The 22,110-nt window shown below is 60.0% G+C and carries 17 protein-coding genes, 1 pseudogene and 1 riboswitch; of the genes and pseudogenes, 10 read left to right on the forward strand and 8 right to left on the reverse strand.

What is annotated here, in order from left to right; translation table 11 throughout:
• Window positions 1–239 precede the first annotated feature (239 nt).
• On the reverse strand, window positions 240–1,667 hold the full coding sequence (locus Q1B16_RS19660; RefSeq protein ID WP_299793179.1) for an ATP-binding protein: 1,428 nt from the start codon (window positions 1,665–1,667) through the stop codon (window positions 240–242).
• Window positions 1,667–2,401 (reverse strand): response regulator transcription factor, encoded by a 735-nt coding sequence (locus tag Q1B16_RS19665; RefSeq protein ID WP_299793182.1) that lies wholly within the window; start codon window positions 2,399–2,401, stop codon window positions 1,667–1,669. Before Q1B16_RS19665 ends, Q1B16_RS19660 begins: the two co-directional genes overlap by 1 nt.
• Before the next feature lie 223 nt (window positions 2,402–2,624).
• Between Q1B16_RS19665 and Q1B16_RS19670 the strand changes: the two genes are divergently transcribed.
• The 4 genes from Q1B16_RS19670 to ugpC are packed head-to-tail and all read left to right on the forward strand — an operon-like array spanning window position 2,625 to window position 6,784.
• On the forward strand, window positions 2,625–3,866 hold the full coding sequence (locus Q1B16_RS19670; protein ID WP_299793185.1) for an ABC transporter substrate-binding protein: 1,242 nt from the start codon (window positions 2,625–2,627) through the stop codon (window positions 3,864–3,866).
• A 57-nt stretch (window positions 3,867–3,923) separates the two neighbouring features.
• Entirely contained in the window at window positions 3,924–4,796 is an 873-nt protein-coding gene (locus Q1B16_RS19675) for a sugar ABC transporter permease (RefSeq protein WP_299793189.1), read from the forward strand.
• Complete coding sequence (locus Q1B16_RS19680) at window positions 4,789–5,682, forward strand: carbohydrate ABC transporter permease (RefSeq protein ID WP_299793192.1); 894 nt, start codon at window positions 4,789–4,791, stop codon at window positions 5,680–5,682. The genes Q1B16_RS19675 and Q1B16_RS19680 overlap by 8 nt, the downstream gene beginning before the upstream one ends.
• A gap of 4 nt (window positions 5,683–5,686) precedes the next feature.
• Complete coding sequence (gene ugpC, locus Q1B16_RS19685; protein WP_299793195.1) at window positions 5,687–6,784, forward strand: sn-glycerol-3-phosphate ABC transporter ATP-binding protein UgpC; 1,098 nt, start codon at window positions 5,687–5,689, stop codon at window positions 6,782–6,784.
• Between the two features lie 14 nt (window positions 6,785–6,798).
• On the opposite strand, the gene Q1B16_RS19690 is transcribed toward ugpC, so the two are convergent.
• From Q1B16_RS19690 to Q1B16_RS19700, 3 genes and pseudogenes are all read right to left on the reverse strand, one after another.
• Window positions 6,799–7,953 carry a CaiB/BaiF CoA-transferase family protein gene (locus tag Q1B16_RS19690; RefSeq protein ID WP_299793198.1) on the reverse strand — a complete coding sequence of 385 codons (1,155 nt, stop codon included), beginning with the start codon at window positions 7,951–7,953 and terminating at the stop codon, window positions 6,799–6,801.
• Window positions 7,953–9,167 carry an acyl-CoA dehydrogenase gene (locus Q1B16_RS19695; RefSeq protein ID WP_299793201.1) on the reverse strand — a complete coding sequence of 405 codons (1,215 nt, stop codon included), beginning with the start codon at window positions 9,165–9,167 and terminating at the stop codon, window positions 7,953–7,955. The genes Q1B16_RS19690 and Q1B16_RS19695 overlap by 1 nt, the downstream gene beginning before the upstream one ends.
• Window positions 9,160–9,389 (reverse strand): annotated as a pseudogene (locus Q1B16_RS19700) (3-ketosteroid dehydrogenase); the annotation flags it as partial. The pseudogene Q1B16_RS19700 and the gene Q1B16_RS19695, both read right to left, overlap by 8 nt.
• A gap of 321 nt (window positions 9,390–9,710) precedes the next feature.
• Between Q1B16_RS19700 and Q1B16_RS19705 the strand changes: the two are divergent.
• From Q1B16_RS19705 to Q1B16_RS19730, 6 genes are read left to right on the forward strand one after another with little or no spacing between them, the layout of a single operon-like run.
• Window positions 9,711–11,135: a circularly permuted type 2 ATP-grasp protein gene (locus tag Q1B16_RS19705; protein ID WP_299793204.1), complete on the forward strand. Its 1,425-nt coding sequence runs from the start codon at window positions 9,711–9,713 to the stop codon at window positions 11,133–11,135.
• 4 nt (window positions 11,136–11,139) lie between these two features.
• Entirely contained in the window at window positions 11,140–12,084 is a 945-nt protein-coding gene (locus Q1B16_RS19710; protein WP_299793207.1) for an alpha-E domain-containing protein, read from the forward strand.
• 21 nt (window positions 12,085–12,105) lie between these two features.
• Window positions 12,106–12,903 (forward strand): transglutaminase family protein, encoded by a 798-nt coding sequence (locus tag Q1B16_RS19715; protein WP_299793210.1) that lies wholly within the window; start codon window positions 12,106–12,108, stop codon window positions 12,901–12,903.
• A gap of 10 nt (window positions 12,904–12,913) precedes the next feature.
• Entirely contained in the window at window positions 12,914–13,654 is a 741-nt protein-coding gene (locus tag Q1B16_RS19720; RefSeq protein WP_299793213.1) for a peptidase, read from the forward strand.
• 23 nt (window positions 13,655–13,677) lie between these two features.
• On the forward strand, window positions 13,678–14,631 hold the full coding sequence (locus tag Q1B16_RS19725; protein WP_299793217.1) for a carbohydrate kinase: 954 nt from the start codon (window positions 13,678–13,680) through the stop codon (window positions 14,629–14,631).
• 3 nt (window positions 14,632–14,634) lie between these two features.
• A complete protein-coding gene (locus Q1B16_RS19730; RefSeq protein WP_299793220.1) occupies window positions 14,635–15,294 on the forward strand; it encodes a transaldolase family protein in 660 nt (219 codons plus the stop codon).
• A gap of 391 nt (window positions 15,295–15,685) precedes the next feature.
• Window positions 15,686–15,880: riboswitch (cobalamin riboswitch) on the reverse strand.
• A 244-nt stretch (window positions 15,881–16,124) separates the two neighbouring features.
• Here Q1B16_RS19730 and Q1B16_RS19735 read toward each other — a convergent pair.
• The 3 genes from Q1B16_RS19735 to Q1B16_RS19745 form a co-directional block, all read right to left on the reverse strand.
• Window positions 16,125–19,721 carry a DUF4214 domain-containing protein gene (locus tag Q1B16_RS19735; RefSeq protein ID WP_299793222.1) on the reverse strand — a complete coding sequence of 1,199 codons (3,597 nt, stop codon included), beginning with the start codon at window positions 19,719–19,721 and terminating at the stop codon, window positions 16,125–16,127.
• A 339-nt stretch (window positions 19,722–20,060) separates the two neighbouring features.
• Entirely contained in the window at window positions 20,061–20,429 is a 369-nt protein-coding gene (locus Q1B16_RS19740) for an EamA family transporter (protein ID WP_299793225.1), read from the reverse strand.
• The gene (locus Q1B16_RS19745) at window positions 20,426–21,916 is read right to left on the reverse strand and encodes a UbiA family prenyltransferase (protein WP_299793228.1); all 1,491 of its coding nucleotides are present in this window, start codon (window positions 21,914–21,916) and stop codon (window positions 20,426–20,428) included. Before Q1B16_RS19745 ends, Q1B16_RS19740 begins: the two co-directional genes overlap by 4 nt.
• Window positions 21,917–22,110 lie beyond the last annotated feature (194 nt).

Here is a 22,110-nt window from a genome sequence, read left to right on the forward strand (position 1 = left end):
CTACGCGGCTCTGGAAACATCAGACATGGCCGCGTAACTAAGACCAATCAGCCTCCGGAAAACCCGGAGCGGTTCAGACCCCTTTTTTCGGAGCGCCGGCGCTGAGGATTCGGATGCTGCGCTGTTTGACCATATGCCCTGTCGCTTGGCTCTATCCGGACCGGCGGCGACGCCAGACCCTGAACCACCTTGGCAAATGCGGCCGGCAAACGAAAGATGGTCGCGACCGTACTCTGAGGTCACAGTCTTTGAATGCTGAGCCGCGCTTGCAGGCCGGTCGCGGACATCTCGAAGGTCAGGGCGCCGTGGTGCAGCGCCGCGATCGTGGCAACGATGGACAGGCCAAGCCCGTGGCCGTCGATGTAGCTCGTATTCTCGCCCCGTTCGAAAGGCGCGATGAGGGCTTCCACGTCTTTGGCGAGTGTCTCGGAGCCTTCGTCCTCGACCACGATCGTGGCGCGTCTCGCGTCGGCCTCGATCGCGATCCGGGCGCTGCGCCCGTATTTCAGCGCGTTGTCGATGAGATTGGTGATCGCCCGCTCAAGCGCAACGGGCCTGCCATTGACGATGACCTGACGCCCGGCGGCCATCACGCTTTGACCCTGCCGGGACATGAACAGTGACCCTCCGCCGCGCACCACCACATCCTGCGGCGGGACATACGTCACCGGTTCGCCGATATCCTGGTAGTCTGACACGATGGTCTCGACGAGCGAATTGAGGGACAGCTTGCGCGGGGCCTCGGCGTTCATTTCCACGCGGGTATAGGTCAGGGCGCTTTCGATAATCCCGGTCATCGAGTCGATGTCTGATTCCAGCTTGCGACGCAATTCGTCGTCCTGGATCAGCGCCGACCGCAGGCGAAGGCGCGTGGCCGGGGTCCCAAGGTCATGACTCACGCTGGACAATACAGCCGCGCGATTGGCGAGCTGTTTGCGTTCGGCTTCCAGAAACGCGTTCAGAGAGTCGACAATGTCCCTGAGTTCAGCGGGACCTTTGGTCTCGTAGCTTTCGGACCCGCCGAAACGACGGTTGCGAAAAGCCTGCGCGAAGGCATCGAACGTCTGTGTCGTATTGCCGATCACCGTGACCAGACCCGCGACCGCCACAAGGATGGCGAGCACCGCCATCAGGCGCAGGTCGCGGGGCGCCGCATCGCATCCCCAGATCGCGCTGCCATCAACGCGTTGCCAGGCGCCGCTGCCATATCGCGCGATCAGCACCGGATCGCTGCAATAGGTGGCGAAAAGACGGGTCAGTGCGGCGAGTTGCGCGGATGCGGAGGGCACGGCTTCGGCAGGAATATCCGCGACCGGATAGCGCAATACGTCAGAAACAGCCCCGATCCGCACTCCGCCTTCGGTGTCCTGAAGCGACAAAACCGTAACATAGGCAGGCTGCGGCATGCCTGAGATGCGTTCGAACTTGCCCGCCTCGGCAAGCGCGGCATCGCTCTGGTTCAGCGGTGCGATATGCAGATCGGGATGGGTGTCCTGACCCGTCCGCAAGGCTTCGTAGGTCAGAAGCCCGGCTGTTTGCGCGTCGGACAGATGATCCGACCATTCTTGCACCGACCGCAGCCACAGGGCCGTCGCCAGAACGCCAGCCGCCATCGCCATCCCGACCCAGATCAGCGCCAGGGTGCGCAGCCGGACGGCCCGCGCCATCAGGTCGACTCGGCCTTCACGTCGACGGCGAAGACGTAGCCGATACCGCGTTCGGTGCGGATCATGTCGGGCGCTTTCGGATCGGCCTCGATCTTGGAGCGCAGCCGTCCGACCAGCACATCAATGGCCCGCCCTGTCGCGTCGGGTTGATCCTGATCGCCGGTCACATCCAGCGCGGTTGCGATTTCCTGTCGGGTGAGGGGAATGTGCGGGTTTGCAAGAAGCACCTTCAGCAATGCGGTTTCGCGGCGGGACAGAGACACCTGATAGCCGTCGGGCGAACGAACTTCGTCCTGCTTTCCGTCGTAAATCCAGCCGCCGAAGGTAAATGTCTGGATACGCCGACGATAGATGAGCGAGGACGACCGCCGCGCCCGTGACAGAACGGCGCGCACGCGGGCGAGCAGCAATTCCGGGTTGAAGGGCTTGGCGATATAGTCGTCCGCGCCGGTTTCGTACCCGGCCATACGCTGATGATCGGCGGACAGGGCTGACACCATGATGATCGGCACATCGTGATCGCGCCTGAGCCCTATGCAGATCTCAAGCCCGCTTTCGTCGCCCAGCATGACATCGAGCAGGATCAGGTCGATGCGGCCGTCCTTGAGATGGCGGTGCACTTCGGCTTCGGTGGCGGCGGGCAGGGCGATACAGCCGTTCTGACGCAGGTACTGGCTCATCATCTGGCGCATGTCGGGGTCGTCATCGACCACGAGTATCCTTGGAATCGCCACGTGCCGCTCTCCTCCCGCCCGGCAGGTCCGAGCCGTTCCCCGGGCAACTTATGTAACAACAGGAAACGAAATCTCGCCGAGTGTAACAGCTTGTAACGGGAGCCGGAAAAATCTGCATCCGCTTTTTGAAAACCCGCCATGACGTGATTGCAATGCTCGGGCCTCTTTCGTCAAAGATAAGTACCTGATGCCGGAATCGGCACAGATTTTGGGAGGACTACACATGAAATCCGTATTTTTCGGGGCCGTATCGGCCACCGCTTTGATCGCATCCGCCGTATACGCTGAACCCCAGGCAGAAGTCCTGCATTGGTGGACATCCGGCGGCGAAGCGAAATCCGTCGCCGTCCTGCAAGAAGAATTCGCCGCCAAGGGTGGCACCTGGACCGACATGCCCGTCGCCGGTGGTGGTGGTGATGCTGCCATGACCGCACTGCGTGCCCGCGTCCTGTCGGGCAACGCTCCGACCGCGGTGCAGCTCAAGGGCCCCGCGATCCAGGAATGGTACGAAGAGGGCGTTCTGGCCGATATTTCGTCTGTCGCCGAAGCGCAGGGTTGGGCGGATGTTCTGCCGGCCTCCATCGCGGGTCACATGAAGTGCGAGGGCACATGGTGCGCGGCACCCGTGAACGTACACCGTGTCGACTGGATCTGGGCGAATGCCGACGTGCTCGAAGCGAACGGTATCGAGATGCCGACCACTTGGGACGAATTCAATGCCGCTGCCGAAAAGCTGGATGCGGCGGGTATCATCCCGCTGGCCCATGGCGGTCAGGCGTGGCAAGACGCAACCGTGTTCGAAGCCGTGGCACTGGGAATTCTCGGCCCCGATGGCTTCCGCAAGGCGTTTGTCGATCTCGACATGGACACTCTGAAGTCCGACGAAATGAAGGCGGTCTTCGACCAGATGCGCACCATGCGCGGCTTTGTCGATGACAACTTCTCGGGTCGCGACTGGAACCTTGCTACTGCGATGGTCATGAACGGCGAAGCGGCGTTCCAGATCATGGGCGACTGGGCCAAAGGTGAATTCATGGCCGCAGGCAAAGTGCCGGGCGAAGACTTCCTCTGCGCATCCGTGCCGGGCGATGGCTTCCTCTATAATGTGGACAGCTTTGCCATGTTCGACGTTGACGGCGACGACAAGAAAGCCGGTCAGGAATTGCTGGCAGAGCTGATCGTCGGTCAGAATTTCCAAAAGGTCTTCAACCTCAACAAAGGCTCGATCCCCGCGCGCACCGACGTGTCGTTGGACGAGTTTGACAGCTGCGCGCTCAAATCGGCCGAAGACATGACGGCAAGCTCGGACAACGGCTCGCTTCTGCCCAGCTATGCGCATGGCATGGCGCTGCGCGGTGCGCAGGCCGGTGCGATCACCGATGTGGTGACGGCGCATTTCAATTCGGACATGTCGTCTGACGAAGCCGTCAACATGCTGGCCGACGCGGTCGCCAACAGCATGTAAGCGCAATCTCCCGCCCCAGGTTTCCCGCTTGGGGCGGGACTTTCAGGGACAGATCCAATGACCAAGTGGCTTGAAGAAAACACGCCCAAATTGGTACTGGCGCCCTCGTTCATCGCAGTTCTGATCTTTGTCTACGGCTTCATCGCCTGGACCGCCTGGGTCTCGCTGACGCGATCGCGCCTGCTGCCACGATACGACATCGAAGGGTTCATCCAGTACGAACGCCTGTTCGCGTCGCCGCGCTGGGACACCGCGCTGAACAACCTGTTCATCTTCGGCATCCTGTTCATCGTGATCGCGATGGTGCTGGGATTGGTGCTGGCGATCTTGCTGGACCAGAACATCCGCACCGAAGGCGCGATCCGCACGATTTACCTCTATCCGATGGCGCTTTCGATGATCGTCACCGGCACGGCTTGGAAATGGATCCTGAACCCCGGATTGGGGGTCGAGGCGATGGTGCGCGGTTGGGGGTTCGAAAGCTTTACCTTCGACTGGCTCGTGAACCCCGAAATGGCGATCTATACCATCGTCCTCGCTGCGATCTGGCAAAGCTCGGGCTTCGTGATGGCGCTGTTTCTTGCTGGTTTGCGGTCGGTGGATGGCGAGATCATCAAGGCCGCGCAGGTCGATGGCATCCCGACATGGCGCATCTACACGGCCATCATCATCCCGTCGATGGCCCCGATCTTTCTCTCGGCCTTCATCGTGCTGTCGCACCTCGCCATCAAGAGCTTTGACCTTGTCATCGCGCTTACCGGAGGTGGTCCCGGCTATGCGACGGATCTGCCCGCAACCTACATGTACGCGATGGCCTTTTCGCGCGGCGACATCGGTCAGGCGGCAAGTTCCGCAATGATCATGATGATGGTCGTCTTCGCGATCGTGGTCCCGTACCTTTATTCCGAGCTGAGGTCCAAAGATGACTGATCTGTCGATGTCTCGGCCCCAGGGCCAAAGCCGCACCGGCAAGATCATCCTGCGCTGGGTGCTGTATCTTGCGCTGGGTCTCTTTGCCCTGTTTTACCTGATGCCGCTTTTCGTGATGATCACCACGTCGCTGAAAAGCTTGGAGGAAATCCGCACCGGCGATCTGATTGCACTTCCGCGCGAGGTCACGTTCGACGCCTGGCGCACCGCGTGGTCGGGGGCCTGCACCGGCGTGCAATGCGAAGGCGTGCGGCCCTATTTCTGGAATTCGGTGCTGATCGCCATTCCGGGCGTCGCCATCTCGACCCTGCTGGGGGCGATGAATGGCTATGTCGTTGCCCAATGGCAGTTTCGGGGCGCAAACGTGATCTTCTCACTGATGCTCTTTGGCTGCTTCATCCCGTTCCAAGTGGTGCTGTTGCCGATGGCGCGGATGCTGGGGATCATGGGGATTGCGGGTACCATTCCAGGGTTGATCTTTGTCCACGTCATCTACGGGATCGGGTTCACGACGCTCTTCTTCCGCAACTACTATGTGTCGATCCCGTCAGAGCTGACCAAGGCGGCCAAGGTCGATGGGGCGGGGTTCTTCCGCATCTTCTGGTCGATCTTCCTGCCGCTGTCTTTGCCGATCATCGTTGTGACCGTGATCTGGCAATTCACCCAGATCTGGAACGATTTTCTATTCGGCGTGTCGTTCAGCCAGGCGGGAACGCAACCCGTGACCGTGGCGCTCAACAACATCGTCAATTCGACCACCGGCGTGAAGGAATACAACGTCGATATGGCCGCCGCGATCATCGCCGCGCTGCCGACGCTGTTCGTCTATGTCGTCGCCGGCAAGTATTTCATCCGCGGTCTGACCGCCGGATCCGTGAAAGGATAATCCCATGTCTCCGATCCTTGAAATTACAAACCTCTTCAAAAGCTACGGTAGCACGGAGATCCTCAAGGACATCAACGTGTCCATCGAACCGGGCGATTTCCTTGTGCTGGTCGGCCCCTCGGGCTGTGGCAAGTCCACGCTTCTGAACTGTATCGCTGGGCTGGAGCCAATCACCGGCGGGTCAATCCGCATTGGCGGCAAGGACATGACCGAGGTCAGCCCAAAGGACCGTGATATCGCGATGGTGTTCCAGTCCTACGCGCTTTATCCGACCATGACCGTCGCCAAGAACATCACCTTCGGCATGAAGGTGCGCGGCGTCGATCAGGCGACGCAGGCCCGCAAGCTGGCGCAGGTGGCAGCGCAGTTGCAGATCGAACCGCTGCTGAACCGACGTCCCGGTCAATTGTCTGGCGGTCAGCGGCAGCGCGTGGCAATGGGCCGGGCGCTGGTGCGCGATCCCAAGCTGTTCCTTTTCGACGAGCCGCTGTCCAACCTCGATGCGAAACTGCGGGTTGAGATGCGGACCGAGATCAAGGCGCTGCATCACAAACTCGGCGCGTCGATGGTCTATGTGACCCATGACCAGATCGAAGCGATGACGCTGGCCACCAAGATCGTGGTGATGAAAGGTGGCGTGATCCAGCAGATCGGTTCGCCGTCCGAGATCTACAACCGCCCCGCGAACCTCTTTGTCGCCGATTTCATGGGCAGCCCCGCGATGAACCTCATCCCCGCCAAGGCGCATCGCGCGGCAGACGGCACGCGGATCGAGATTGCCCGGAAGTCGGGCGATCCCATCGTGCTGACTGACACCAATAACCGCGACCTGCCCGAAGACGTGATCCTTGGTGTGCGTCCCGAGGACATCGCCGATCCCGACCTGCGCGGGTCCGAGGACACGCAGGCAGCGGAGTGTCTGATCGACATTGTGGAACCGGCAGGCGCGGATACCTTTGCGGTCATGCAATTGGGAGGCAAACACGTCACCGCGCGTTTGCATTCCGAAACCACGGCCCGCCCCGGAGAGCAGAAGCGCTTGTCCTTCGATCTGGGCAAGGTGTCGTATTTCGCGCCGGAAACCGGACTGCGGTTGAATTGAAGCGTGCCGGGTGGTCAGTCTTTGATCGACCACCCGGATGCGCGCACCTGATCGGTATGCGCGCCAAGTTTCGGGGCTGTTCGGTCCAGTTTGAGATGTGATGCGCTGAACGTGATCGGCGTGCGGACCCCCGGCACACCCTCTGGCGCGATCTTCATTTCCCGATGGATGATCTGCGGGTCGTCAAACACCTCTCCGACCGTGTTGATCGGGGACGACGCCACCTGCTTGGACTTGAGCGCCTCGAGGAGCTCGGCCTTGGTCTGTTTGGCGGTCTCGGCCTTGAGCATTGCGATCAGCTCGTCGCGATGTTGCACCCGTCCGGCATTGGTTCGGTAGTCCGGGTTTTCGGCTATGTCTGGGCGACCCACGATTTCGCACAGGCCCTGAAACTGGCGGTCGTTGCCGGACGCAATGATGATATCGCCATCGGAGGCCGGGAAGACCTCATAAGGCACGATGTTGGGATGTTGATTGCCCATGCGGTTGGGGGATTGCCCGGTCGCCAGAAAATTCATCGCCTGATTGACAAGGCACCCTGTTCCGGCATCCAGCAGGCTCATGTCGATATGCTGGCCCTGGCCAGTCCTGTCCCGCTCCCGAAGAGCGGCCTGAATTCCGATCACGGAATAAAGTCCGGTATAGATATCGGTCACCGCAACGCCCACCTTTTGCGGCTCGCCGTTGGGATCGCCGGTGATCGACATCAGACCGGACATGCCCTGCACAAGGTAGTCGTATCCCGCGCGGTCTGCATAGGGGCCGGTCTGGCCAAAGCCGGTGATCGAGCAATAGACGAGGCCGGGGTTCGCCGCCGACAGGCTGGCGTAGTCCAATCCATATTTCGCCAAGCCGCCGACCTTGAAATTCTCGATCAGGACATCCGCTTCGCGCGCGAGGTCCAGCACAAAGGCGCGGCCTTCCTCGGTCGTCAGGTCCGCCGTGACGGAATATTTGCCCCGGTTGCAGCTGTAGAAATACGCGGCTGACGGCGTGTCCTCGCTCTCGCGGTCGATAAAGGGCGGGCCCCATGTGCGGGTGTCATCGCCCTTGGGGCTTTCCACCTTGATGACGGTCGCGCCAAGATCGGCCAATGTCTGACCGACAATTGGCCCGGCAAGGATGCGGGCCAATTCAAGGACTTTCAGACCTTCCAGCGGTGCGGACATCAAAAGAACGCCTGCAACCCTGTCTGCGCGCGGCCAAGGATGAGGGCGTGCACGTCATGCGTACCCTCGTAAGTGTTGACCGTCTCGAGGTTCTGCGCGTGGCGCATGACGTGGTATTCGGCCATGATCCCGTTGCCGCCGTGCATGTCGCGGGCATTGCGGGCAATGTCCAAGGCCTTGCCGCAATTGTTGCGCTTGATCAGGCTGATCGCCTCTGGCGCGGCGGTGCCTGCGTCCAGCATCCGACCCACTTGCAGGGCTGCGTGCAGGCCCAAAGTGATCTCGGTCTGCATGTCGGCCAGCTTTTTCTGGAACAACTGCGTCTGCGCCAAGGGCCGGCCGAATTGCGTCCGGTCGAGACCATACTGGCGTGCGCGGTGCCAGCTGTCCTCGGCGGCGCCCATCACGCCCCAGGCAATTCCATAGCGCGCGCGGTTGAGGCACCCGAACGGTCCCTTGAGGCCCTCGACACCAGGCAACAGCGCGTCTTCACCGACCTCGACATCTTTCATCACGATCTCGCCGGTGATCGACGCACGCAGCGACAGCTTGCCGTTGATCTTTGGCGCGCTGAGACCCTTCATGCCTTTTTCAAGCACGAAGCCCTTGATCTTGCCACCATGTGCTTCGGACTTGGCCCAGACCACGAACACATCGGCAATCGGGCTGTTCGAAATCCACATCTTGGCGCCGTTGATGACATAGCCACCATCGGTCTTCTTCGCGACGGTCTTCATGCCCGCCGGATCCGATCCGGCGTCGGGTTCGGTCAGACCGAAACAGCCGATCAGCGTTCCGGCGGCGAGGCCGGGCAGGTATTTCTTGCGCTGTTCATCGGTCCCGTAGGCATGGATCGGATACATCACAAGCGAGCTTTGCACGCTCATCATCGACCGATAGCCGCTGTCCACGCGTTCGACCTCGCGCGCGACGAGGCCATAGCTGACGTAATTCGCACCCAACCCGCCGAATTCCTCGGGGATGGTGACGCCCAACAGGCCCATCTCGCCCATCTCGGCGAAGATCTCGGGTGCGATGCCTTCGTTCAGGTACATGTCCGACACGCGCGGCAGCAGCTTGTCCGCCGCATAGGCCGCTGCACTGTCCGCAATCATGCGCTCGTCTTCGGCCAGAGCCGCGCGCAGACCCAGCGGGTCTTCCCAGTCGAATTTGGCGAGTGAGGGTCCGTGACCCGTGTTCGACGCATCAAGCATGATCATGCTCCTTTTTCATGTCGGTGGCGGCGGTCGATCCGGCAATGAGTCCCAGAACCGTTGCCGCCAGAAGTCCGTTGCCCAACAGATAGCCGCTATCGCCGGAACCTGAAACACCCACCGCAACACCGTCGGTCGCGTGTGAAACAAGGCTCCAGCCTCTTTGATCGCACAATATGGCGGTTTGAGCGGTTCGCCAAGGAAGCTGCGTCCAAACGCGTCAATAATGCTCGTCGGATTTGCTATCAGCGCGAGGCGCGCTTCGGACAAATGGAACAACATCCTCAAAATTTTGGTGGCAACGCTTAAGCGACGCTGATGCTTCTCGTGATATTCGGATGACAGCCGGTTCTGGGGCTGGTTTTCGTGCTCGTCAATTGGCCTAATGGGCGGGACAAGCAAGCCCGAAACCCCCGATCATACTGGCAAACAACAAAATTCTTTGCCTAAAAAGCAGGCAGCTTGTGAGGCCTTCACGCGTGCTAGATACTGCCGTTTTAAGCATCTCCTTGCACATGGCGGCGCATTGGGCGACGCTAGGCCATGGTTGAAAAAACTGTCTTCGATGAAATGTGGGGTCAGGACGAGCAACTGCGCGCGCCCTATCAGGACTTCCACGCCTGGTTTGACCAGGAAGACCCCAAGCGATTGCGGGCCAAGAACCGTGAGGCGGAAGACCTGTTTCGCCTCACTGGCATCACCTTCAACGTCTACGGCCGGGCCGAGGCGGAAGAAAGGTTGATCCCTTTCGACATTATTCCGCGGATCATCTCCGGGTCTGAGTGGGCCAAGCTGTCGCGCGGGATCGAACAACGTGTCCGCGCAATCAACGCCTTCCTGCATGACATCTATCACACGCAGGAGATCGTGAAGGCGGGACGCATTCCAAAAGAGATGATCTCGCAGAACGAGGCGTTTCTGGACAAGATGATCGGCGTGGACGTCCCCGGGGGCGTCTATACGCATATCGTCGGGATCGACCTTGTCTGCACCGGGCCGGGCGAATTCTACGTTCTCGAGGACAACGCACGGACGCCGTCCGGGGTGAGCTACATGCTCGAAAACCGGGAAACCATGTTGCAGATGTTCCCCGAGCTGTTTTCCAAAAACCGCGTTCAATCTGTCCAGCAGTACCCGATCGACTTGCGGCGGTCCCTGGCGGCCTGCGCGCCACGCATGACCGACGGCGATCCGACGGTCGCTGTTCTGACGCCCGGGATCTACAATTCCGCCTATTTCGAACATGCGTTTCTGGCGGACCAGATGGGCGTCGAGCTGGTCGAGGGGCACGACCTTCGCGTCGTCGATGGCCGTGTCGCGATGCGGACGACGCGGGGGTACAAGCCGATCGACGTTCTCTATCGTCGCGTTGACGATGATTTCCTCGATCCGCTGAACTTCAATCCGGAAAGCCAGCTTGGTGTGCCGGGGATCATGGATGTCTATCGTGCGGGCGGCATCACCATCGCCAATGCGCCGGGAACCGGAATTTCCGACGATAAGGCAATTTACTCCTACATGCCCGACATCGTCGAATTCTACACCGGCGAGCGGCCGCTTTTGCAGAACGTGCCGACCTGGCGGTGCTCCGAACCGGATGCCTTGGCGTATGTGCTCGACAATCTCGAAGACCTTGTCGTCAAAGAGGTGCATGGCTCTGGCGGGTACGGGATGCTGATCGGGCCGACTGCGACGAAGAAGGATCTTGCCGCCTTCCGCAGAAAGCTCAAGGCGCGGCCGAAGAACTACATCGCCCAACCAACGCTGAGCCTGTCGACAGTGCCGATCTTCTCAAAGGCCGGGCTCACTCCGCGTCATGTCGATTTGCGGCCCTACGTGTTGGTCAGCCCGGATGGGATCAAGATCACCCCCGGAGGTTTGACGCGCGTCGCGCTCAAGAAAGGTTCTCTCGTCGTGAATTCGTCGCAAGGCGGCGGCACGAAAGACACCTGGGTGCTGGAGGAGTAGAGACATGCTGGGAAAAACCGCAAATGGCCTCTACTGGATGTATCGCTACATGGAGCGGGCCGAAAACACAGCGCGGCTGATCGAAACCGGACAGCGCATCGCGTTGACCCGGTTGAACCAGACCGACGATGAATGGGCCTCAGTCCTGCAATCGGCTGATTGCCTTGGGGGGTTCAAGGCCGAGCACGACGAGATGTCCCGCGATCTTGCCGTCGACTGGATGTTGCGCAGCAAGGACAACCCATCCTCGATCATCTCGAGCGTCAATGCCGCACGACAGAACGCACGACTGGTGCGGACCGCAATCACCGGCGACGTCTGGGAGGCCATCAACTCGGCGTATATGTCGCTGAAAAAGGCTCTGGCGCGCAAGGTGTCCGAACGGGACCTGCCGTCGGTCCTGCGCCTGATCCGGCATCACGCCGCTTTGGTACGGGGCGTCACGCACGGCACGATGCTGCGCAACGAAATCTACGACTTTGCACGGCTCGGGACATTTCTGGAACGCGCCGACAACACTGCGCGGATCCTCGACGTGAAGTACTACGTGCTTTTGCCCTCGGCCCGTTCGGTCGGCACGTCGCTGGACAATGTGCAATGGGAGACGATCCTGCGATCCGTGTCCGCGCGTGGTGGGTTCCGAATGGAATACGGGGCCGGTGGCGGACCGCGAGAGATCGCGGATTTTCTGATCCTCGACAAACGCATGCCGCGCTCGCTGGCCTTTTGTGTCAGCAAGCTGTGCGACAACCTCGGTTATCTTGCCGATGAGGGCGGCGATGCTGGTTTGCCGTCGCGTCAGAAGGTCGGCGCGTTGGAGAACGGGCTGCTTTCCAAGACCATTGATGATATCTTCGATCATGGCTTGCATGAATTCCTTCAGGACACGTTGAAGGAAATCACAAGCATTTCTCGACAGATCGAAGAGGATTTCCGGTTCTATGCCTAGATTTCATCCTGATCGCAGCTCATGCGTCTGAAAATCGAACACACCACGACGTACAGCTTTGACGCGCCTGTCATCTACGGCTTGCAGCAGCTTAGAAAGACGCCGAAAAGCTCGTACAACCAATCGGTTGTCCGATGGGAGACCCGCATCGACGGTGGCCGCAAAGAGGTGGAGTTCGAGGACCAACACCACAATACAACCGAACTGATCAGCTTCGATCCCAACACGACCGACCTATCCGTCACCAGCGAAGGCGAAGTCGAGATCACCGACAATGCGGGGATCCTGGGCCCGCATCATGGGCCTGCGCCGCTCTGGCTTTACGACATGACCACGCCGCGGACGGAGCCCGGCGCCGGAACCCGTGCGTTGATCAAGGACATGACCGGACAGCCGGGGATCCCCGAACTTCATGCACTGTCTGATCGCATCAGGTCCGTCGTGCCCTACACCCTTGGCGCGTCCGAGCCGGACTGGAGCGCGGAAGACGCGATCGCCGCAGGCGAGGGCGTTTGCCAGGACCACACGCATATCTTCATCGCCTGCGCCCGGGCGCTGAATATACCGGCGCGGTACGTGAGCGGCTATCTCATGCTCAACGAGACGACGACACAGGACGCGATGCACGCATGGGCCGAGGCGCATGTCGATGGCCTGGGGTGGGTCGGCTTCGACGTGTCCAACGGTGTCTCGCCGGATACACGTTACGTCCGAGTTGCGACGGGGCTGGACTATTCCGATGCAGCACCGATATCTGGAACACGGATCGGCGGCGCCAACGAGGAGTTGCAAGTCCGCATCTACGTGACTCAGCAATAAAGGCGTCTCAGTGACATACTGCGTTGGAATGATGCTGCGCAAAGGGTTGGTGTTCATGTCCGACACCCGCACCAACGCAGGTTTGGACAATATCTCGACCTTCAAGAAGATGACGATCTGGGAAGAACCCGGAGAGCGTGTCATCACCCTGATGTCGGCGGGAAACCTCGCGACGACTCAGGCGGTTGTCAGCCTTCTGGACGAACGCAGCAAGCTGCCCGAGGATCGCACGTCGTCGCTCATGATGGCGCCATCGATGTTCCAGGCGGCCTGCATGGTCGGAGACACCCTGCGCGAAGTCATCAAGAACCTGACCGAGGGCGGCCAGCGCGCCGATAGCGGTTTCGAGGCGACGCTGATCCTTGGCGGCCAGATCGCGGGAAGCGATCCGCGCCTGTTCCTGATCTATCCCGAAGGCAATTTCATCGAAGCCGGTGACGACACGCCGTTCTTTCAGATTGGCGAGATCAAGTACGGTCGTCCGATCCTCGTGCGTGCTTACGATCCCGACCTGTCCTTTTCCAGCGCCCTCAAGCTCTTGCTGGTCAGCTTTGACTCCACGCTGAAGGCAAATCTCTCTGTCGGAGCGCCGCTCGATTATTTCTGCTACGAGACCGACAGTCTCCAGAAGACCCATGTCGGCCGGGTCGAGGCGGACAATACCGAGTTCCAGACGATCTCGACTCAATGGGGCAATGCGCTTAAGCAGGCGCTCGATACCTTGCCGGACGTCAACTTGCTTCCGGATTGATCGAAGAACGGAAAGGCAGACGTATGACCGCAAAGCCCGTAATCTGCGTTGGTGGCGAAAACCTGATCGACCATGTGACCCGCGATGGTGACGTTTCGGCCCTTGCGGGCGGCTCGCCGTTCAATGTTGCCATGGCCTTGGGACGGCAGAATGCGGATGTGCATTACCTGACGCCGATCTCGACCGACAGCTGGGGCGATACTCTGGCGGATACGCTTACCGCTTCCGGTGTCGCCCTTGATGGCGGCCGAGTGGATGCGCCCACGACCATCGCGCGGGTCACGGTCACTGCGGGCATTCCGTCCTATACGTTCGAACGCGACGGCACGGCGGAACGGCAGGTCTCGGCAGAGTCTTTGCGCGCCGCGATGCCCGACGAAACAGCCGCGCTTCACACAGGCTCGCTTGCCCTGACCGACGGGCCGGATGCCGATGCGTGGGAGCACACCTGTAAGACCGCCTATGACAGCGGCGTTCTCGTGTCGCTGGATCCTAATGTTCGCCTGTCCGTCATAACGGACCCCGACGCGTACCGTGCCCGGATCCTGCGGATGATGGCGTCCACGCATCTCCTCAAGCTCAGCGACGAGGATTTGGAGGGACTTTATCCGAATATGTCGCAACAAAAAGCGCTGGACCAAGTGCGGGCATCCACGTCGGCCTCCCTTGTCGTGATGACCAAGGGGCCGGACGGTGCGGTTGCATGGAAAGGTGATACGCTGGTCGAAATACCCGCCCCTCCGGTGCCTGGCCTCGTCGATACGGTTGGCGCAGGTGACACGTTCATGGCAACGCTGCTTGCCGGGCTTGCGCGCGTCAACGCCCTATCGCCCGAAGCGTTGTCCCGTCTCGACAAGTCCGACATCGAAGGTTTGATCCGCCGCGCCGGTATGGCCGCCGCGATCAACTGTAGCCGGGCCGGGTGTAACCCGCCGACAGTGAAAGAACTGGACGCAGCGCTGGATAGATCGGTCTGAGGCGTGGACCTCTACCTTGACAGCGCGGATGAGGCCGATTGGGAAGACCTCATGCCCGCGGGGCTGTTTCGCGGCATCACCACCAACCCACTTCTCGCTCAGCGTGCTGGCTTGACCTACCCAACCATCGACTGGGCGGCCAAGGCCCGCCGCGCGCGTGGTCTCGGTGCTCAAGAGCTTCACGCACAGGTGTTCGGACCGACCGAAGGCTATGTCGACTGGGCCGGGACGCTCTACGAGGCGGGAAAAGCGGCAGGTCTAAAAGCGGTGGTGAAGATCCCGATGACGCCAGAGGCCCTGCGCATGGTTCCGCAGATCAAAGACCTGGGCGGCGCCATCCTTTTGACGGCGGTCTATCATCCGAAACAGGCCATCGTCGCCAAGGCTCTGGGCGCGGATTTCCTCGCGCCGTATTTCGGGCGGATGGCGGAAGCCGGCCGTCCGGCGTTGGACATGCTCGAGCAGATGCATGTCATCACCGCAGGACGGCCTCGGATCTTGGTCGCGTCACTGCGCGATGCGGATCAGGTCGTCGCATTGGCGCATCGCGGGCTCGACTGCTTTACCCTGTCACCTGCAATAGCCCGCTCGCTTTTGTCAGACCCGCTGACCGAAGAGGCCACGGCCGCGTTCGAGGCCGCCACGACCGCGTCAGAGCGATAAACGTCGTTCCCGCGCGCCGCCCCGTCTGCGGGGTTTCGGCAAAGCGAGATCAAGTGGTCGAAGCGGATGATCCAGCGAGGCTTTCAGGAGCCTGCAAAACTCTTCGACAGCAGGGTCAGTGTTTCGAAACGGTGCGGCCGCCATGTAGGCGCAGGTTGCTTCCGTAAGGTAGCAAGCGTTTGCGGAAAGCCCGCCCAGCCATTGCATATACCCCAGCTGTCCGATTTCGCGCGCCCGCTCAGGTGTGCGGGGATTGACCTGAAGCTGGGTCAGGGTTCTTTCGATCGACATATATAGCGCCCTCCGCGCTAGGGCGGATACACAGAGGTCGCGTTCACGTCGTGCGCAAGAGATGCGCCGTGCAGAAGGACCTCCGGTGCACCCCGCCCGGGTTCAGTTCACGTGTGATGGCAGGTCTCCTGACTCGCGGGTCATCGTGCGGCTCGCACCTTCCCAGGCTTTTCGGCCCAGTGGTCTTGCGCGAAACACTCACCGCTCACAGTTGCGGGGGCAGTCACGGGTTTGCACCGTATTCCCTATTGGGCCGACGCTTTTGACGCCGACCACCATCGCGAAAACTGTCACAGAAGCCGTGATTCCAATCAATCCATTTTCCGAAACTGCGTCGAATTGGATGTAACCCGGGATGCAGGAAAAGGTTTGTTAAGACCTCGGTGCCAAAACAGGACATCCGTAGGGCAGGTCGGCCCAGAATGACCTCAAAGGTAAACAAATCGATGACGGCAGCTTTGACGATCCTTCAGCTTTATCGCTTCCTGATCTCGTTGGTCAGGGCCGCCGCTTTTGGCGTGACGGCCCTGATCAGGGGCTCAGAGCGCGAACGGATCGTCCGTGATCCCGACCAATTGCAGCAGGAACCCATCCTCCGATCCATCCAGAATGTCGGCATGAATTCCATCGCTTTGCGCGATGCCGGCCTGCAAACTGGCGTCCGATCCATCGAAACCTGCCATGATCATGTTGGCGTCCGCGACGTCGGACATGCCGCGCGTGATTGCGAAATGACCTCCAAGAAGCACTTTGTTCTCCAGGTAGGCGGCATCCGCAGGTCCACCCGTGTCCGCTTTCGCTCCCGCGATAACCGCCTGGATGAATGTCGGCGGTGTGACACCGCTGTCGCTCTCAAGTTGGTCGAGCCAGTAGGCCAGACCTTCGGCATCCGGCGCACGCCCGAGCACGTTTTGATAAACGGCCGTGACGAAAGACGGCAGGTCGTCAAGGCTTCCGTACATCGCCCGGGTTTCCGGCTGGTCAAAGAAATGGGCCGCGATCTCACGGAGGCTCATTCCGCCCGCCATCTGATCGCCCCAGTAGAACAGCCCGATGGCATCCGGCGCACGATTGAAATAGGCGATATACAATTCGGTCAGCGCCGCCATCGATCCACCATCGAGATCGGCCATACCATCGAGCATCTCGATCGACATCCCTTCACTGCCGAAAGGAGCGACCTCGTTGTCGAAGTCCAGCCATTCAAAGTTTCGCAGACTGATGGAACCGGTGTCTCCTGCGCGATCTTCAACGACCACCAGACCGGACGAAAATCCGACGGTGTACGTTGCCTGATCCCCGGAGAGAACGAACGTATCCGTGCCGCCACGACCGTCGATTGTCCCACTGGACCCGTCGCTAGTGATCCGGTCGTCTCCATTGGTGGCAACTCCGGTTTCGTCGTCCGGATCTCTGGACGATGATGGCTGTCCGGAACCGCTGCCTGACTGTTCGATGAAGGGATTGACGATGGGTTCAGGCAAACCCGAGACGATCTCTTCCGAGATCCAGTCAACGATCGCATCGAAATTCGCGGCGACATCGGGATGGATCGTGCCTGGCAAAGATACATCCCGCGGCGGGGCGCTGCCGAACACGGTTGTGTAGTGGATCATCGACGCCAGGAAATAGAGCGTCGGTGTCCCATGCGGGCCGTCGTCCAGATACAGGTCGCTCGGTTGGAGCCGACCGAGGCCGACACTGGGATCGTCGAGCATCAAGGCAATCTGGGGCCCGGCGCTGATCAGCCTCACGTCAAGGTCCGGACGTTCAGACCGGATGATTTCAGTCAGTGAGACCCACCAGTCGTGCCAGTCGCCCATCATGTAGGATTGCCAAGCGGCGAATTCGGCTTCGGACGGGGGGAAGCTGGAAATGAATCCCTCCATTTCGGGCCAGGTTTCGTAGATGTTGATCGCCGCACCGGGGGCGCGCGCCTCGGCCCAGTCAATGATCCGAAGCGCGGATGCGGCCGGGGACGTGGTCGGATCGATCCAATAGGGGCTGTCCGGCGATTGATCCTGAACGAAATTCACGGGCGAAATCGTGATCTGGTTGAACCCGGCAGAGGAAAATCCGTGTCCGGAGTCGGGATCCCATGCCTCGTCAACGGTCGGCAAGGTTACGTGCGGATTCGGAGGCAAGTTGTCATGCTGTGTCAGCATTCCGGTTTGCATGGCCACGGCGTAGGAGTGGCCGGCCTCCTCTGCCATCATGCTAACCCAATGTGCCACTGAGAGTTCGGGATTGCCGACGGCCCAGACAAAAAGATCATTTCCGAACACGTACTCCCGCACGTTATCAGTCTGGGTGAGAGGCAGGGTTGTCTCAGGCCGCGGTTCGGGGTTGGGATTCGGTTCTGGCTCGGGATCAGGTTCCGAAACCGGATCGGTCGACGGCTCGGGATCCGGTGTTACACCAAAATCTGTTGGGACCGATGCCCAGGTTCCGTCTTTCATATGCTCGGGGGCCGGATGGCTTTGCATGAAATCGACCACGGCGTCATGGCGCGCTGTGGAGTCTTCCAGATGACGAAGTGATCCCCAGCTTCCCCACTGGTTCGGTTCGGAAACGTCGACGAACGCGTTGACAAGCGTCCCGCCGGCGGCTTCCCATCCCGCCAGCAACTCGGTGTAGAGCTGACCCATGCCCTCGGAATAATTCAGGTGGGTGAAAAACTCCGTGAGCAGGTCATTATTTACCCATTGTCCAATCCCGACCACATGTGTGCCGCCCTCGTACATAACGAGGTCCAGCCCGTGCGCATCGGCGACTGACTTGTGGTATCGGAAAAGCTCGAAAAGCCCCTGTAGGGAATCTTCGCCGTTTCCGGTGATCGACCCGTCCCGCAACTCCCGAACGGCGAGGTCCTCGGCCAGATCGAAGCGGTGCTGTGCCACATATGCCGACGCCGCCGATCCGCTGAGACCTTGCGCCGCCGCATCCTGACGCGCTTGCGCCTCGCTGCGCGAAATCCATTCGAGCACAGTTCCGGCTTTGGCATCGGTGCCGAGGCTGTTCCCGAAATATCCCGTGATCGCATAGGTATCGAATGACAGATAAGGCGCCGCATTCGCCGCGCTTTGCGCCTGCCACGCGGGTGCATCGAAAATCGCGTCCTCGAGACCGGGCCAATAGGTGTGCGTCGAGATTACCTTGACCAGTTGATCCTCGGATCCGGCGTAAACCTGATCCAGGATCCGGGCCATTTCGGCAGAGCGGGCGCCGTATTCCTGCACCCACCCATCGCCGAGGTCCTGGCCGAACCGTGCGCGCGCCGCTTCGGCCGCATCCTGCGCTTGATCGAACATCCAGTTCCAAACCTCGTTGGACAGTTCGATATGCGCACGCAGGTCCGGATTGAGATTGTCGCGGACATATGTCGCGAATTGCCGAATGAAATTCGCGTCGGCGTCCCACGGAATATTGATCCAGGGTTCCGTCCCAGTGGCATTGGCGAGGTCGATGATAACTTCGATCGGAACGCCACCGTGATAGGTGTAATGGCCCTCCATCGGGCGCTCCGACCAGCTTCGGATCGTGGAGTCGTTGGTTTCCTGCCAATCCATGAAGCGCAGCGCGTGCGCGTCACCAATGAGATCGAGCCAGAGGGGGTTGAACTGCTGCCCCGCCTCATAGGCCGGGATATGCTCTTGCTTGACCACTTCGATGTTGCGCAGGTAGTTGCCTGTGTTCTGCGGGTCGGTCGAATTGATCGAGATCGTGACCATCCCATCGCCGGTGGGATGGTATTTGAACCATATTTCCCCGTTCCCGCGCGAAACGATATCGGCACCCAATACGGTAATGTCGCCCGCGCCATCGTAACTCAGCCGGTAGAGGCCTGAGGTATAGGTGGCTTCGGCAGGCATTTCGGTGAGGATGAAAGTCTGGATCTGAACGACGCCGGGCGGGAGTTCTGTGACCCAGCCATTGGCATCGAGCACGCCCATCGCTTCCAGATCCTCGGCCATGTAGGCACCCCACTGGCCGTCAGTGTGACCGTGCCAAGGTCTCGCTGTTTTGAAGACATCGAGGAACGGTTGCTGTACGCTCCAATCCACCACACCCCGAAGTCCAAAAGCCATTGCCGCCGCAGAAGTCTGCGTTCCGAACACGTCAGTTACAGGATCCATGCCCTACTCCCTTGATTGAGCTCTCTCATAAGAAGATGGTACGTATACATAGTAACCTTTAGGTTGTAACGCCACATCTTGCTAAAAGTTGCAAACTCTGTGTCTTTCATCCAAAACGCCCCCACGACGACTGTTGGGGGTGGGAGTGTGAACGGGCTGTTAAAGGCGGGATTTGATGAAAATGCGCGCGAGGCGTTCCGTGCCAAAAGACGCGATAGGTGTCAGGCGAGTGTCGTGGAAATTGTGCGTTCTGTCAGTGTGTTAGCTAGTCAGTGAAACGCAAAAATGGATCACAGCGGCGGGTCCGGAGTGTCAGGAAATCAATGCAGAGGATTTGAATCACCCACCGCGGGCCATAACCAGTAGACCGATGATGATTAGCCCAAGGCCGATCACACGCGACGGCTGAATCGGTTCGCCGAGAAAGAGCATGCCCGAACCCGCAACCATGACGAAGCTCATGGCAACGAAGGGATAGGCAAGCGACAGATCAAGCTGACGCAGCGCGAAAAGCCAGAATACGGTGCCGACGCCATAGAGCGCGAGACCCAAGAGGACCATTGGAGAAAGAACCATGCCAAGCGTCTTGACCCAGAGGCTGGCATCCGGCGCCGTGGTGCTTTGTCCGACGCCGACCTTGAAGGCGGTCTGGCCGAGGGCCGAGAGTGACACGCTCGTGAAGACGAGCGCGAAGGTCCCCCAGGTCATGGTGCGCCCCATTCGACGGGGATGATCCGCGCGCTGAGGATGATGATCAGAATACTGACCACGCAAATGCGGCTGATCTGGTCTTTCAGGGCAAACACCACAGGGTCATCCCCGATTTTCCCGCGGCTGGCCCAGGTCCAGCTGCGATAGGTCCAGAACATCATGATCGGCACGATCAGCCAAAGCAGATAGGGCGTTGCGTAGGCGATATTGACGGCGGTCGAATTGACGTATTGCGCCAGTGTGAGGATCGACAAGGCGCCGTTCGCGATGCCGAATGTCATCACAAGCTGCACTTCAGAGGCGTAGTAATTGCGCGAAGGCAACCGCTCGTCCAATCGCGAGGCTTCCATCTGGTCCAGTTCGATATAACGCTTCATGTAGGCGAGGCTGAGAAAGAAGAAGAGCGAGTAGCTCAGGAGCCAGGGACTTGGCGCGAGAAGCGTCGCGGCAGAGCCCGCCAGGATCCGAACGGTGTAAAGCAGCGACAAGGCAACGACATCGACCGTCGAGAAACGCTTGAGGCAAAAGGTGTAGGCCGTCGTGAGAATGGCGTATCCGGCCAGAACCAGCCCGAAAAGAATATTGACCAAGAGGAACGCCATCAGGATCGATCCGCCGATGAGGGTCGTCGCGGCGAAAATGCCCTGTTTTATCGAAAGGTGTCCGGCAGCAAACGGGCGCGCAAACTTGGTGGCGTGACGGCGATCAGCCTGAATGTCGGCCATGTCGTTGACCAAGTACACGCCCGAGGCGCAGAGGCTGAAGCAGATAAAGGCCAGCAGCCCGGCGAGCATGACATCGGCATAGACATATTCGTGGGCGAAAAGGATCGGCACGAAAACGAGAATGTTCTTTGCCCATTGATGGGGCCGCATCGCCTTGATCAGAGCGCCCAGAACCGAAACTTTGTTTTCAACATGCAGCGTCACGGCCTCGGGTCGGCGTCTCATCTGCTCTATTGCGCCACGGCTTGGGTTCACAAAGCCGGATTTGGCCGCAGCTTGCCAGATTGGAACATCCGCGCTGCTGTCGCCGATGTATTCGAACGGCCCCCGAGCCATATCGCGAATGGCGTCCAGCTTGGCTGCGCCTTTCAGGTTGCGCCCCGGTTCCGATCCGATCACCTCGTCGAACAGACCCAGATGATCGGCCACCTGTCGCGCGATTGTGACGTCCGCTGCTGTCGCGAGGATCACCCTTCGACCCTGTTCGCGGGCGGATTGAATGTAGTCCAAAACCTCTTGCCGATAGGGCAGGGTGGCCACATCCGGTGCGGCGTGTTCTGCGAGGGCCCGCTTCAACTCGGCGCGGCCACCGGACGAAAAGGCGCGGATGGCCGTCAGGAACGCCGTGATATGGCGGGCAGCATGGGCCAGCGACTCTGCCGCGATGTCACCCGCGATCATCGTCCCGTCGAGGTCGACGAACAGATCCATCGTGTCTGTTGGAGAAGATTGGGAAACGATCTCTGCCATAGCGGTCATTCTATCCACCTTTCGCAACAAACCAGCGAAAAATGTTGATAATTCAGCGCAGAACCCTTTTTGTGCGGCCCCAGTGGTATTGTGCGGTCACTCATTACACGTCGTCTGCCCTTACTCATCCCGAGGACGCATAAGCGCTAATGGTTAATTCCGACAAAAAAGCGGCAAATCTGGCCATTTGCTTGGGTTTGTTC

Origin of the sequence: uncultured Marivita sp., from assembly GCF_947488135.1 — a bacterium.
Classification (GTDB): Bacteria; Pseudomonadota; Alphaproteobacteria; order Rhodobacterales; family Rhodobacteraceae; genus Marivita.